The sequence below is a fragment of the Sphingomonas sp. Leaf208 genome (genome assembly GCF_001421415.1).
Classification (GTDB): domain Bacteria; phylum Pseudomonadota; class Alphaproteobacteria; order Sphingomonadales; family Sphingomonadaceae; genus Sphingomonas.
The window spans coordinates 772,185-785,084 of record NZ_LMKH01000001.1; the positions used below are offsets into that span (position 1 = coordinate 772,185).

General features: G+C 65.1%; 15 protein-coding genes. 3 read left to right on the top strand and 12 right to left on the bottom strand.

The features are described 5' to 3' along the window. Positions 1-43: 43 nt before the first annotated feature. From ASE69_RS03285 to ASE69_RS03295, 3 genes are read left to right on the top strand one after another with little or no spacing between them, the layout of a single operon-like run. Positions 44-928, top strand: coding sequence for an alpha/beta hydrolase (locus tag ASE69_RS03285; RefSeq protein WP_056482660.1), 885 nt, complete (start codon positions 44-46; stop codon positions 926-928). Further along, on the top strand, positions 928-2,025 hold the full coding sequence (locus tag ASE69_RS03290) for a Gfo/Idh/MocA family protein (RefSeq protein WP_056482663.1): 1,098 nt from the start codon (positions 928-930) through the stop codon (positions 2,023-2,025). The genes ASE69_RS03285 and ASE69_RS03290 overlap by 1 nt, the downstream gene beginning before the upstream one ends. After that, positions 2,025-2,516, top strand: coding sequence for a cupin domain-containing protein (locus tag ASE69_RS03295; RefSeq protein ID WP_056482666.1), 492 nt, complete (start codon positions 2,025-2,027; stop codon positions 2,514-2,516). The genes ASE69_RS03290 and ASE69_RS03295 overlap by 1 nt, the downstream gene beginning before the upstream one ends. On the opposite strand, the gene ASE69_RS03300 is transcribed toward ASE69_RS03295, so the two are convergent. The 12 genes from ASE69_RS03300 to mutL all read right to left on the bottom strand — a co-directional run bounded on the left by ASE69_RS03300 (position 2,495) and on the right by mutL (position 12,837). Further along, positions 2,495-3,436 carry a DUF979 domain-containing protein gene (locus ASE69_RS03300; protein ID WP_056483119.1) on the bottom strand — a complete coding sequence of 314 codons (942 nt, stop codon included), beginning with the start codon at positions 3,434-3,436 and terminating at the stop codon, positions 2,495-2,497. The genes ASE69_RS03295 and ASE69_RS03300 overlap by 22 nt on opposite strands. A 5-nt stretch (positions 3,437-3,441) precedes the next feature. Further along, the gene (locus tag ASE69_RS03305) at positions 3,442-4,095 is read right to left on the bottom strand and encodes a DUF969 domain-containing protein (protein WP_056482669.1); all 654 of its coding nucleotides are present in this window, start codon (positions 4,093-4,095) and stop codon (positions 3,442-3,444) included. A gap of 6 nt (positions 4,096-4,101) precedes the next feature. Next, entirely contained in the window at positions 4,102-5,031 is a 930-nt protein-coding gene (gene bla, locus ASE69_RS03310) for a subclass B3 metallo-beta-lactamase (RefSeq protein ID WP_082452785.1), read from the bottom strand. Positions 5,032-5,101: 70 nt separating this feature from the next. After that, on the bottom strand, positions 5,102-6,658 hold the full coding sequence (guaA, locus tag ASE69_RS03315; protein ID WP_056482672.1) for a glutamine-hydrolyzing GMP synthase: 1,557 nt from the start codon (positions 6,656-6,658) through the stop codon (positions 5,102-5,104). 159 nt (positions 6,659-6,817) lie between these two features. Next, complete coding sequence (gene rplQ, locus ASE69_RS03320) at positions 6,818-7,240, bottom strand: 50S ribosomal protein L17 (protein WP_056482675.1); 423 nt, start codon at positions 7,238-7,240, stop codon at positions 6,818-6,820. Positions 7,241-7,491: 251 nt separating this feature from the next. Continuing rightward, positions 7,492-8,562 carry a DNA-directed RNA polymerase subunit alpha gene (locus ASE69_RS03325; RefSeq protein ID WP_031395236.1) on the bottom strand — a complete coding sequence of 357 codons (1,071 nt, stop codon included), beginning with the start codon at positions 8,560-8,562 and terminating at the stop codon, positions 7,492-7,494. A gap of 115 nt (positions 8,563-8,677) precedes the next feature. Next, positions 8,678-9,067 carry a 30S ribosomal protein S11 gene (gene rpsK, locus ASE69_RS03330; protein ID WP_031395237.1) on the bottom strand — a complete coding sequence of 130 codons (390 nt, stop codon included), beginning with the start codon at positions 9,065-9,067 and terminating at the stop codon, positions 8,678-8,680. Positions 9,068-9,151: 84 nt separating this feature from the next. Beyond that, positions 9,152-9,520 (bottom strand): 30S ribosomal protein S13, encoded by a 369-nt coding sequence (gene rpsM, locus ASE69_RS03335; RefSeq protein ID WP_056015521.1) that lies wholly within the window; start codon positions 9,518-9,520, stop codon positions 9,152-9,154. Between the two features lie 154 nt (positions 9,521-9,674). Then, positions 9,675-9,920, bottom strand: coding sequence for a hypothetical protein (locus ASE69_RS03340; protein ID WP_056482678.1), 246 nt, complete (start codon positions 9,918-9,920; stop codon positions 9,675-9,677). A gap of 160 nt (positions 9,921-10,080) precedes the next feature. After that, positions 10,081-10,398: a hypothetical protein gene (locus tag ASE69_RS03345; RefSeq protein WP_056482681.1), complete on the bottom strand. Its 318-nt coding sequence runs from the start codon at positions 10,396-10,398 to the stop codon at positions 10,081-10,083. A gap of 246 nt (positions 10,399-10,644) precedes the next feature. Beyond that, positions 10,645-10,914 carry a hypothetical protein gene (locus tag ASE69_RS03350; protein WP_056482684.1) on the bottom strand — a complete coding sequence of 90 codons (270 nt, stop codon included), beginning with the start codon at positions 10,912-10,914 and terminating at the stop codon, positions 10,645-10,647. Positions 10,915-11,031: 117 nt separating this feature from the next. Next, positions 11,032-12,837, bottom strand: a complete 1,806-nt coding sequence (mutL, locus tag ASE69_RS03355; RefSeq protein ID WP_056482687.1) for a DNA mismatch repair endonuclease MutL — start codon at positions 12,835-12,837, stop codon at positions 11,032-11,034. Between the last annotated feature and the right edge of the window lie 63 nt (positions 12,838-12,900).

Sequence of the window (12,900 nt, forward strand, 5' to 3'; positions counted from 1 at the left end):
CTCGGTGGCAGTACTCGCGCAGGAGTGCGGTCGAGGGTCGTTGATGTCGCTACGCGTTGCTTTCGCCCTCATGCTGGTAGCAGCGCCCGCCGCTGCGCAACAGGCGCCCGTCGTGGCGCTCTGGCCGAACGGTGCACCCGGATCGGAAGCGCGGCGGACCGAAGCCGAGACGGTAAAGGACAGCTATGTCAGCAACGTCCACAACCCGACGCTGACGATCCACCGCCCCGCCCCGAGCCATGCCAACGGCGCCGCGGTGATCATCGCGCCCGGTGGCGGTCACCGCATGCTGGTGTGGATCAACGAGGGCGAGGGGCCCGCCAAAGCGCTCAACCGCTACGGCGTCACGACGTTCGTCCTGAAATACCGCCTCGCGCGTGATCCCGGCTCATCGTACGATATCGAGCGCGACGCGGCAGCCGATCTGCGGCGCGCTGTCCGGTGGGTCCGCGCGCATGCGATCGACTACACGATCGATCCTGCCCGGATCGGCGTGATGGGCTTTTCGGCAGGCGACGAACTCGTGTCGCTCGTCGCCGACAACCCTGCGCCGGCGCAGACGCCGACGGACTCGGTCGACCGCGTGAGTGCACGGCCGGACTTCCAGGTGCTCGTCTATCCGGGGCCGCTCGGCACGCCGGCCAAGGCCGTCGCAAACGCGCCGCCGGCATTCCTCGTTGCGGGGTCGCTCGACCAGTGCTGCGCGACATCGGCCATGACGCTGTATTCGCAGCTCCGCGCGGCGGGCGTTTCGGCGGAGCTGCACCTTTACGCGGACACCGATCATGCGTTCAATCTCGGCACGCGGTCGGAGCGCATCTCGATCCAGCATTGGCCGGATCGGTTGGCTGACTGGCTTGCCGACGGAGGCTGGCTCGTCCCTCGCGGATCGGCGAAGATACCCCCAGTTTCTCGAAAGGAACCCTGATGGAATTCGGCAGGCGTGATCTCCTGGTCGCCGCGGCAACGCTGGCCATAACGTCGAGCGGCGTGGCCCGTGCCGCCCCCGATCGCAAGCTCGGCTATGCGATCGTCGGACTCGGCTATTACGGGTTGCAGACGATCCTGCCGCAGTTCGTCAATTGCGAGCATTCGCGCGTGACTGCGCTGGTCAGCGGAGACCGAGCCAAGGCGCTCGCAACCGCAACGAAGTACGGCGTGCCCGAGCGGTCGATCTATACCTACGCCGATTTCGACCGCATCCGCGACAATCCGGACGTCGACATCGTCTATGTCTGCCTGCCCAATTCGATGCATGCCGAATACACCATTCGCGCGGCGAAAGCGGGCAAGCACGTCATGTGCGAGAAGCCGATGGCGATCTCGATCGCCGAATGCGAGGCGATGATCCGGGCGTCCAAGACCGCGGGCAAGAAGCTGATGATCGGCTATCGCTGCCACTTCGAGCCGTTCAATCTCGAAGCGATGCGGCTCGCTAAGACGGGCGCGGCGGGCAAGATCCGCTACGTCCGTTCGGAGCATGGTTTCGTCCAGGGCGATCCGAACAAATGGCGGCTCAAGCGCGCACTGTCCGGTGGCGGATCGCTGATGGACATGGGCATCTACAGCCTGCAAGCGGCGCGCTACATGACCGGCGAGGAGCCGATCGCGGTCACGGCCCGCGAATCCACCGACCGCCGCGATCCGCGGTTTCGCGAAGTCGAGGACATGATCGAGTGGACGCTCGAATTCCCGTCGGGCGCGATCGCCGGGTGCCAGTCGATGTACAGCGCCAACCAGAACCATATCCTGCTGATGGGCGACAAGGGCCGCATCGAGCTGGAGCCGGCGACGCGCTATGACGGTAACAAGATGTGGACTGGCCGTGATGGTCGCGAGACCGCGATCACCAGCCCCCCGCCCGGCCCTGGCAAGACGCAGTTCGCGGGGCAGCTCGATCATCTGGCCGAATGCATCCTCGACGGGCGCGAACCGATCGTCTCGGGCGAAGAGGGCTTGCGCGACATGCGCATCGTCGAGGCGATCTATCGGTCCGTGCGCGAAGGCCGGACGGTGAAGCTGTGATGCGGCCGTTGCTTGCGGTCGTGCTAGCTATTGGCGCGACCTCCTCCCTGCCCGCACAGACCACCAGCGATCCGACGAGCTTCGCTGCATCGGCCGACGTTCGCGCGCGGATCGTTGCGCTCGAGAAGACGATGAAGCCGGGCCAGGGGTTCGCCATGGCGCCGCTGGTGCAGGCGGACGTGACGAGTGCCTCGCTCGAATATTGGAAGGCGCCGGGCAAGCCTGCGGTGCATCCGGACGAGGCCGAATACGCGACCGTGATGGCGGGATCGGGGACGCTCGTCTCCGGTGGTACGCTGGTCGCGCCGAAGCTGCGCTTTCCGGGGCTGGTCGAAGGCGACCGGATCGAGGGTGGCACGACGCGGAAGCTTGCGGTCGGCGACGTGTTCCTGATCCCGGCGGGGACGCCGCACTGGTTCGGCATCGATGGCAAGCTGGTCATGCTCGGGACGAAGATCAGGACATCAGGTCAGCGGAAGCCCAGCCAGTAGAGCAAGCCGATATTGACCGCGAGCAACGGCAGCGCGGTCGGTATCTGCGCGCGGATGACCGCGTTCTTGTCCTTGAGATCGAGCAAGGCGGCGGGGACGAGATTGAAGTTGGCGGCCATCGGCGTCATCAGCGTGCCGCAGAACCCGCTGAGCATGCCGATCGCTGCGACCACCGCCGGGTCGCCGCCGTAATGGCGGACGAGCAGCGGGATGCCGATCGCCGCCGCCATCACCGGGAACGCCGCGAACGCGTTGCCCATGACCATCGTGAACAGCGCCATGCCGAGTGTGTAGGCGAGCACTGCGCCGATCAGGCTGCCCTCCGGGATCGCGTGGCCGGCGAGACCGCCGACGACGTCGCCGACGCCGGCGAGCGCGAATACTGCGCCCAGGCTCGCCAGCATCTGGGGTAGGACGGCGGCCCAGCCGATTGCGTCCATCAGCCTGACGCCTTCCGCGAGCGGCGTGGCGATACGGGGGCGGAACCATAGGTGCATCGCGACCAGCGCGATCAGGACGCCGCAGGTTAGCGCGACGAGCGTTGCTTGCTTGGGATCGACGAGGCTGGGGACTGCGCGGAACAGGACCGTTCCGCCGAGTGCTGCGGCCGGGATGATCAGTGCGGGTAGGAATATCCGGTTGCCGAGCCTTGCGGCTTCGGTGCGACGCTCGTCGAGTGTGGTAGTGGCACGCCCGCCCCGACCCATCGCGCCCGAGCCGGCGATTGCGACGAGCGCCAGGACGAGAACGCCGTTGCCGATATCACCCAGCCGCCCGCCGAGCAGGAAGCTGATCGCCAGCACCGCGTAGAACGCCGCGTTGCCGAAGCGCTTTGGGTTGGCGTTGTCGGTCGCGCTCAGGATCGCGAATGCCGCGAACATCAGGCCGGCGATGCCGTAGATAAAGCCGGTGCCGATCATGCCGATCATCGGCCGCGCGCCAGTCGGCGGTCGAGCAGCCAGAGGCGGAAGCCGTGGATCACGAACGCGGCGATCGCGGTCGGGATCGCCCACATAGAGAGGTGGAGCGGCTGGATGACGATGCCGTAGCCTTCGAGGACGCCCTTCATCAGCAGGATGGAGCCGATCGCGATGAAGATATCCTCGCCGAAGAAGAGCCCGAGATTGTCCGTGGCGGCGGCCATTGCGGGGATGCGGTCGCCGCCTGGCGCAATGCCCTGCGCTTCGGCGGCGGCTTCGGCCATCGGTGCGACCAGGGGGCGGACGCTTTGTGCGGGGCCGGCGATCGAGGTCAGGCCGAGCGCTGCGGTGAGCTGGCGGAACAGCAGGTAGCCGGTGAGGAAACGCCCCACGGTGGCGCCCTTGAGCTTGCCGATCGCGAGCCGGGCGCGTTCCTGAAGTCCTTGGCGTTCGAGCATCCCAATCACCGGGAGGACGATGTAGATCACCGTGACGTAGCGGTTCTCGTTGAACGCTTTCCCGAACGCGGCGAGGATCGCTAGCGGGGCGAGTCCAGCGGCAAGGCCGGTGACGAGCGCGGAGACGGCGACGACGAGCAGCGGATTGAACCGGAGCAGGAAGCCCGCGACGATCACCGCGATGCCGCAAAGGACCAGCATCGCCGCTCAGCGCGCCTGCTTGGCGAGATCGGTGTCGAACGCGGTCTTGGCCTTCGCGACGATCTTAGGGAGCAACGTCGGATCGACGAACACGGTCGTGTCGCCGGCTTGGCGACGTTTGCCCTTGGCGATCACGTCGGCGAGTTCGGGGTGCGATGGCAGAAGGATGTCGGCGTGCAACGTGCCGAGCATCGCGATGCTGCGGCGGTAGTCGGCGACGATGCCGGGATACGCGCGGTTGCCGATCAGGCGGTTGCCTGCGACGCTGACGCTGCACGGGAAGACGACGTCGAGCGGGCGCGGCTTGGCGGGGATTCGCATCGTCCAGGTCGTGCAGCCGGGCGTGTGTCCCGGCGTGGCGCGTGCGGTCAGCGTGACATTGCCGAGCGTGACCTTGTCCCCATCGTGGACGCCGCGATCGACATGGACGGGCGGGAAACGGATGACGCCGTAGCTGGTCTCGCCGGGTGGCACGCCGGTTTCGAGCGCGCGGACGTCGCGGGCGCCAGCAACTACGCGAGCGCCGGTTGCGCGCTTGAGCGCGGCTACACCTGCCGCGTGATCGAAGTGCGCGTGCGTGACGAGGATCAGCTTTACGTCGCGGGGGCGGACTCCGGCGTTGGCGATGTTGCGTTCGATCATGCCGGCATTCTCTGCGAGCGTACCGTCGATCAGGATCGCGCCGGCGCTGGTCTTGATGAGGTAGGCGGCGATACCTTCGCTGCCGACATAGGTAATTGGGCCGGCGATCGGGAACGGCGCCTGCGGGCGCGTCCACGTGGGAGGATCGGCCGCGCCGAGAAGCAGCGGTGCGCTGGTAGCGATTGCTAGGACGCCGACCCATGACCTAACGCGGGAGCCGAGCGATCCTCCCCCGCTAGGGGGAGGTGGCAGGCGTAGCCTGACGGAGGGGGCGGTAAGTGGTAACCTCTGCATCTTATCCTCCCCCTCCGTCTGGCAAGTGCCAGCCACCTCCCCCTTGCGGGGGAGGATTACATGCTTCGACTTATTCCCACTCGATCGTGCCGGGCGGCTTCGAGGTGTAGTCGTAGGTCACCCGGTTGATGCCCTTGACCTCGTTGATAATCCGGGTCGCAACGCGCGGGAGGAAGTCGCCGGGGAACTGGAACGCCTGAGCGGTCATGCCGTCGGTCGAGGTGACCGCGCGCAACGCCAGCACGTTGTCGTAGGTGCGGCCGTCGCCCATCACGCCGACGCTGCGGACCGGGAGCAGCACCGCGAACGCCTGCCAGATCGTGTCGTAGAGCCCCGCCGCGCGGATCTCCTCGAGGTAGATCGCATCCGCCTTGCGCAGGATGTCGCAGCGTTCCTTGGTGACTTCGCCCGGGATGCGGATCGCGAGGCCCGGTCCGGGGAACGGGTGACGGCCGACGAAGATCTCGGGAAGGCCGAGTTCGCGCCCCAACACGCGGACCTCGTCCTTGAACAGCTCGCGCAACGGCTCGACCAGCTTCATGTTCATGCGCTCGGGAAGGCCGCCGACATTGTGGTGGCTCTTGATCGTCACCGACGGACCGCCGGTGAAGCTGACGCTCTCGATCACGTCCGGGTACAGCGTGCCCTGCGCGAGGAACTCCGCACCGCCGAGCTTCTTCGCCTCGGTATCGAACACGTCGATGAACGTCTTGCCGATAAACTTGCGCTTCAACTCGGGGTCCGTGATCCCGGCGAGACCGCTGAGGAACAGCTCCTCGACGTTCACGTGGATCAGCGGGATGTTGTAGGCGCCGCGGAACAGGCTGACGACCTGCTCACTCTCGCCCGCGCGCATCAGGCCGTGGTCGACATAGACGCAGGTAAGCTGCTCGCCGATCGCCTCGTGGATCAACACCGCGGCCACCGCCGAGTCGACGCCGCCCGACAGGCCGCAGATGACGCGGCCCTTGCCGACCTGCGCGCGGATTTCGGCGATCTTGGTCTCGCGGAACTCGGCCATCGTCCAGTCGCCGCTGAGCCCGCAGACGTGGCGCGCGAAATTGGCGATGAGCTTGCCGCCATCGGGGGTGTGGACGACCTCGGGGTGGAACTGGACGCCGTAGAAGCGCCGCGCTTCGTCGGCGACGATCGCATAGGGCGCGCCGGTCGAGGTCGCGACGGGGGTGAAGCCGGGCGGGATCGCGTCGACCTTGTCGCCGTGGCTCATCCAGACCTGGTGGCGCTCGCCCTCGGCCCAGAGACCGTCGAACAGCGCGCAGTTGGACTTGACCTCAATGAAGGCGCTGCCGAACTCGCCGCCATCGCCCGAGACGATCACGTTGCCGCCGAGCTGCGCGGACATGACCTGCTGGCCGTAGCAGATGCCGAGGATCGGGATGCCCGCCTCGAAGAAGCGCTGCGGCACGCGCGGCGAGTTCTCGGTGGTGACTGACGCGGGGCCGCCAGAGAGGATGATGCCCTTGGGCTGCATCCGGTCGAACGCGGCCTCGGCGGACTGGAAGGGGGCGATCTCGCTGTAGACGCCAGCCTCGCGCACGCGGCGGGCGATCAGCTGGGTTACCTGGCTGCCGAAATCGACGATGAGAATGCTGTCTGGGTGCTCCATGTCGGGCGCATAGCCGGATGGGACCCGTAACGAAAGAGGCCGCGCCCATTGCTGGACGCGGCCCTTACGGTTTCCATGTTCTCCTGCGAACGCAGGAGGCCAGGGTAACGGACGATTTCGCTTGTGATCCTGGGCTTCTGCGTTCGCAGGAGAACAGTCTTACGCTGCGTCGTCGTACTCAGCGTCCGACATCACCGGACCCGAATCCTGGCCCTTCGCCGAGACGTCGCGGTCGACGAACTCGATGACGGCCATCGGCGAGGCGTCCGACATGCGGATACCGGCCTTGATGACGCGGGTGTAGCCGCCGTTGCGATCCGCATAACGGGTCGCGAGCGTGTCGAACAACTTGATCAGCTGCGCATCGTCGAGCAGCTTGCCGTGCGCGAGACGACGGTTGGACAGGCCACCCTTCTTGGCGAGCGTGATCAGCTTCTCAACGTAAGGACGCAGTTCCTTCGCCTTGGCGACGGTGGTGGTGATCTGCTCGTGCTTGATGAGCGCAGCGCTCATGTTGCGGAACAGAGCAAGACGGTGGGCCGAGGTCCGCTGAAGCTTACGGCCGCCTACGCGATGGCGCATGTTTAATACCTTTTCGTTCGTTCAGGGGCCGTATGAGGTACCCGGGAGCAGGTCGCCGTTTAGGCCGCGACCGATCGCCTTTCCGTTCAAAAGTTAGGATAAGGTTGCGCCTGGACGCTTCCTTTGCCCTTCCCTTCGTCTCCAGCCGGATGGCGACCCGGCAAAGCCGTGTCGTCGAACGGGTCGGTCTAGACCGACCCGCCTGCCGGGCTGTTTGGTCTCCGGTGCAGCAGCGCTGCACCGGTGCCAAATCAGCCCATTATCTCTTGCTCGAGCTTCTTGGCCATCTCTTCGATGTTCTCAGGTGGCCAGCCGGGGATTTCCATACCCAGGCGAAGACCCATCGACGACAGCACTTCCTTAATTTCGTTCAAGGACTTGCGGCCGAAGTTAGGCGTACGCAGCATCTCGGCTTCGGTCTTGCCGACCAGATCGCCGATATAGATGATGTTGTCGTTCTTGAGGCAGTTCGCCGAACGCACCGACAGTTCCAGCTCGTCGACCTTCTTGAGAAGGTAACGGTTGATCTGCTGGGTGTCGCCTGCGGGCTCAGCACCACCGGCAGCGGGAGCTGCCTGGCCGATCGGGGCCGATGAACGCGTCACCGACGAATCGTCGAAGTGGACGAACAGCGCGAGCTGGTCCTGGAGGATGCGACCGGCATAGCCGACTGCGTCTTCCGGGGTGATCGTGCCGTCGGTTTCGATCGTCAGCGTCAGCTTGTCGTAATCCAGGTCCTGACCGACGCGGGTCGGGTCGACCTTGTACGAAACCTGACGTACCGGCGAATACAGCGCATCGACCGGGATCAGACCGATCGGCGCATCGGCCGGGCGGTTTGCGGTCGCGGGCACGTAACCCTTACCGATGTCGGCGGTCAGCTCCATGTTGAGCGTCGCACCCTCATCGAGGTGGCAGATCACGAGATCCTTGTTCATGATCTCGATGTCGCCCGAGACGGCGATGTCGCCGGCCTTGACTTCACCCGGACCCGTTGCCGAAAGCTGGAGGCGCTTGGGCCCCTCGCCCTGCATGCGAATCGCGATCTGCTTCACGTTGAGGACGATGTCGGTCACGTCCTCGCGGACGCCGGCCAGAGACGAGAACTCATGCAGCACGTTCTCGATCTTGATCGAGGTGACGGCCGCACCCTGCAGCGACGAGAGCAACACGCGACGCAGCGCGTTGCCGAGCGTCAGGCCGAAGCCACGCTCGAGCGGCTCGGCGATGAAGGTCGCCTTGCGCTTGGTGTCGCCACCGGCCTTTTTCTCCAGGCCGCTGGGCTTCTTGAGTTCCTGCCAGTTCTTTGCGTTGACAGACACATGCTTCCCCTAATTTGGGGGCCGACGGAAAGGACTTCCGCCGGCCATTAAAATGCATCCGCGACGCACGTTCGACCTGATCAGGGACGACCGCGCGCGGACAACGTCGGAGAAATCAGACGCGACGACGCTTCGAAGGGCGCACGCCGTTGTGCGGGATCGAGGTCACATCGCGGATCGACGTGATCTGGAAACCGACTGCCTGAAGCGCGCGCAGTGCCGATTCGCGACCCGAGCCGGGGCCCTTGACCTCGACTTCGATCGTGCGGACGCCGTGCTCGGCGGCCTTCTTGCCGGCGTCTTCCGCTGCGACCTGGGCCGCGTACGGAGTCGACTTGCGCGAGCCCTTGAAGCCCATTGCGCCGGCCGACGACCACGAGATCGCGTTACCCTGGGCATCGGTGATCGTGATCATGGTGTTGTTGAAGCTGGCATTCACGTGAGCGACGCCAGAGGTGATGTTCTTGCGCTCGCGCCGCTTAATGCGCTGAGGTTCGCGTGCCATGGTGTATTTCCTGACCTGTATCTGCGTGACGCCGGGCGGCCCGTTGGGATCAGCGCCGGCGGAGTAATCCATTGAAAAAGTGGATTACTTCTTCTTGCCGGCGATCGGCTTGGCCTTGCCCTTGCGGGTGCGCGCATTGGTATGCGTGCGCTGGCCGCGGACCGGGAGGCCCTTGCGATGACGCAGGCCGCGATAGCAGGCGAGATCCATCAGGCGCTTGATGTTCATCGAGGTCTGGCGGCGCAGATCGCCCTCGACGGTGTGATCGGCGTCGATCGTCTCGCGGATGTGCAGGACTTCCTGGTCGGTCAGGTCCTGGACGCGGGCGGTATCGGCGATGCCGAGCTTCGCGACGATTTCCTTGGCCTTGGTCGAACCGATGCCGTGAATATAGGTCAGCGCGATCACCACGCGCTTGTTGGTCGGGATATTAACACCCGCGATACGTGCCATGAACTTGGTTCTCCTGCTCCACGAGGTCCGGCATGGCTGCACAGACCCCATCTCTTAGCGATGAACCGAAACGCACGATAGCGACGAACGCAAACAAGCGCCGCCGGAACCGTCGTGTCGGGGAGAGTTCAACTAGGCCCGGGCGAACGCAGTGTCAAGCGAGCGGTTCCACGGCGGACGGTGCATCCTGTCGCAGATTGAGCCAGCGACGGAACGAGACGACCGTCCAGATCAGCTCGACCACCCCGAACGGCCACGCACCCTGGAGGAAGCCGTAGATCGAGCCGAGCACACAGCCGAATGCGAAACCGAGCGTCCACCAGTGCGACCCGGCTTCCTTGGCGTAGCATAGCAGGGTGAACGATACCGCGGCTAGGCCGAATAGGGAAAGTGCGTCCATTTGCGACGCTGTGCCCCCATTAAGAAAAAAGCGCCATGCCCTCACCCGCTATTCACCACGGGAAGTAGAGCGGCGCCACGCTATAGCGATCGAATTGACGCATTTACGAAAAAGGCCTCCGCCAACCGGCAGAGGCCTTTTCCATTACGCGAGGCGCGATTTACTTCTCGCCATTGTCCTTCACGCCGATCGTCGGAACGTCGACGGTTTCCGTCTCGGTCTTGACCTTCGGGACTTCGACCTTGGTCTTCGATGTTCCGACGACGACTTCCTTCGAGTCCATGTCGACCTTGGGCAATGCCCCGCCCTTGACCGAGACCTCGGGAAGCGCACCACTCTTGGTGACGTTGGCGCTCCAGAAGCCGGTGGCGAACAGCAGGCCGACGATCACGACGATGACGAGCAAGACGATGGCGATCGTGGTACCCGGGCCGCGGCGTTTCACGACTACGGTATCGGTGGTGCGGTAATCTGACATTATACTCTCCCTGTTACTGTCCGGAAAACACCCGGAAGAACAGGTTGTTCCGTCGGCGCAACGGTAGGAGCGAAAGCCCGCATTTGCTCGACGAAACCACCTTGAGCATCTTGCGCGCGCCAGGCGTTTACGGCCGAACAGCATTCCGATGTGGCCGCGCGTAAATTTCACCCAGGCCAAGGTCACAATCGCAACCATGCGTTCCGACGGTGAATGTCCGAAATGGGAAGGAAAGCGGACGCGCTGCTACTCTTTCAGGTAGCGAACCTTCGCGCCGCCCGGCACGACAGATGCGACACGGGAAGCTAGGTTTTCTCCCTCGGCGTTCAGTCGGGCGATGGCGCTCGAAGTCTCGGTATCTGCAAGCACCGCCTCGCCCATTCTCTCGTTCCACGAGAGCAAGTCTGCTAGGAGTTCAGGGGGAAGACTCACGGGCATCTCAGGACCGCGCAGTTCATTCTCGGCCCCGAGAGGGCGATCACCGGCGAGGTCGCAGCTCAAGACCAAGTACATCATGTCGCACTCTTACGGCTTGATGGACCGCTTGGCCACGACCGGCTTTGGGCGGAAGCGGTCGTTCCGTGGTGGTTCCAAGACCTTTACTATGACCACCGAGCAAAATTCGTAAGCCGTTCACTTACGCCCGAAGAGCTTCTCGATATCCGAATGCGCGAGCTTCACCCAGGTGGGGCGGCCGTGGTTGCATTGGCCGGAGTGGGGGGTGACTTCCATTTCGCGGAGGAGCGCGTTCATTTCTGGGACCGACAGGATGCGGCCGGCGCGGACGGAGCCGTGGCAGGCCATCGTACCGGCTACCGCGTCGAGGCGCTCCTTCAGGGAGAGGGCTTCGTCGAACGCGGCGAGTTCGTCGGCTAGGTCGGTGACTAGGCCCTTTGGGTCGCTTTGGCCGAGCAAAGCTGGGGTGGCGCGGACCAGCATCGCGTGGGGGCCGAAGCGTTCCAGGTCCAGGCCGAATTCCGACAGCTCTTCGGCGCGGGATTCGAGGCGGTCGCAGGCGGATTCGTCGAGTTCTACGACTTCGGGGATCAGCAGGGCTTGGCTCGCGATGGTGCCGCCGATCAGAGCAGCGCGCATGCGTTCGAGGACGAGGCGTTCGTGGGCGGCGTGCTGGTCGACCAGGACGAGGCCATCTTCTGCTTCGGCGACTATGTAGGTCTTGGCGACCTGGCCTCTTGCTACGCCCATGGGGAAGGCCGCGGTTTGTGGTGGAGGTGCCCAGGCGGGTTCGGCTCTTGCCTGCGGGGGCGCAGCGAAGAAGGTCGGACGGGCTTCGTTGACGGTGCTGTAGCTGCGGCTTTCCAGCGGGAGCCTTTGGGGCGTGCCCTCACCTTCCCATCCGCTTTGCGGACGGGACCCTTCCTCTCCCCCGGGGGGAGAGGAGATGTTTTCCGGTTGCCACATCGAGAGGGCGGATTCGCTGGCGCGTTGGCTGCGGTGGCCGGCGGCGTCAAGGGCTCGGCGTAGGCCAGAGACTATGAGGCCTCTGACCATCGCGGGGTCGCGGAAGCGGACTTCGGTCTTGGCGGGGTGGACGTTGACGTCGACCTGGTCGGTAGGGATGTCGAGGAACAGCGCCACCACCGCGTGGCGGTCGCGCGGGAGCATCTCGGCATAGGCGCCGCGGATCGCGCCCATCAGCAGGCGGTCCTTTACCGGGCGGCCGTTGACGAAGAGATACTGGTGGTCGGCTATGCCGCGATTGTACGTCGGCAGGCTGGCGACGCCGCCGAGCACCAGGCCTTCGCGTTCGAGGTCGATCGCGACCGAATTGTCGGCGAGTGCGCGGTCGGTGAGCGTGGCCACCCTGCCCGGCCGGTCCTCGACTTGCGTCGCGGATAGCGCGCGGCGGCCGTCATGCTCCAGCGTGAAGCCGATGTCGGGGCGTGCCATTGCGAGCCGGCGGACGACGTCGAGACAGGCGGCATATTCGGCTCGGGGGGAGCGGAGGAACTTGCGGCGCGCGGGGACGCGGGCGAACAGGTCCTCGACTACGACGCGGGTGCCGGGCGGGAGCGCGGCGGGGCCTTCGCGCTCGACCTTGCCATTGTCGACGGTGCGCGCCCAGCCTTCGGCGCCGCGGATCCGGCTTTCGATCGTCAGCCGTGCGACGCTCGCGATCGAGGGCAACGCCTCGCCGCGAAAACCGAGCGTCACGACCGATTCGATATACTCGTCGGGCAGCTTGGAGGTCGCGTGGCGTTCGAGCGCCAAGGCCATGTCCGCGGGGGTCATGCCGCAGCCGTCATCGGCGACTTCGATCCGCGACGTGCCGCCCTCAACGAGGAGAATCGCGATGCGTCCTGCCCCTGCGTCGATGGCGTTTTCGACTAACTCCTTCAACGCGCTGGCGGGTCTTTCCACCACTTCACCGGCGGCGATGCGATTGACCAGATGCTCGGGGAGACGCCGTATTGACATGGGTTTGCGTCTAGACCAAGCGACGGCATCCCGCGACCCGCAAACGCCATTTAAACAGGCACC

Coding starts and splice junctions, on each gene's coding strand:
- ASE69_RS03285 (WP_056482660.1), top strand. CDS start 44: ATGTCGCTACGCGTTGCTTTCGCCCTCATGCTGGTAGCAGCGCCCGCC.
- ASE69_RS03290 (WP_056482663.1), top strand. CDS start 928: ATGGAATTCGGCAGGCGTGATCTCCTGGTCGCCGCGGCAACGCTGGCC.
- ASE69_RS03295 (WP_056482666.1), top strand. CDS start 2,025: ATGCGGCCGTTGCTTGCGGTCGTGCTAGCTATTGGCGCGACCTCCTCC.
- ASE69_RS03300 (WP_056483119.1), bottom strand. CDS start 3,436: ATGATCGGCACCGGCTTTATCTACGGCATCGCCGGCCTGATGTTCGCG.
- ASE69_RS03305 (WP_056482669.1), bottom strand. CDS start 4,095: ATGCTGGTCCTTTGCGGCATCGCGGTGATCGTCGCGGGCTTCCTGCTC.
- bla (WP_082452785.1), bottom strand. CDS start 5,031: ATGCAGAGGTTACCACTTACCGCCCCCTCCGTCAGGCTACGCCTGCCA.
- guaA (WP_056482672.1), bottom strand. CDS start 6,658: ATGGAGCACCCAGACAGCATTCTCATCGTCGATTTCGGCAGCCAGGTA.
- rplQ (WP_056482675.1), bottom strand. CDS start 7,240: ATGCGCCATCGCGTAGGCGGCCGTAAGCTTCAGCGGACCTCGGCCCAC.
- rpsK (WP_031395237.1), bottom strand. CDS start 9,067: ATGGCACGCGAACCTCAGCGCATTAAGCGGCGCGAGCGCAAGAACATC.
- rpsM (WP_056015521.1), bottom strand. CDS start 9,520: ATGGCACGTATCGCGGGTGTTAATATCCCGACCAACAAGCGCGTGGTG.
- ASE69_RS03340 (WP_056482678.1), bottom strand. CDS start 9,920: ATGGACGCACTTTCCCTATTCGGCCTAGCCGCGGTATCGTTCACCCTG.
- ASE69_RS03345 (WP_056482681.1), bottom strand. CDS start 10,398: ATGTCAGATTACCGCACCACCGATACCGTAGTCGTGAAACGCCGCGGC.
- ASE69_RS03350 (WP_056482684.1), bottom strand. CDS start 10,914: ATGATGTACTTGGTCTTGAGCTGCGACCTCGCCGGTGATCGCCCTCTC.
- mutL (WP_056482687.1), bottom strand. CDS start 12,837: ATGTCAATACGGCGTCTCCCCGAGCATCTGGTCAATCGCATCGCCGCC.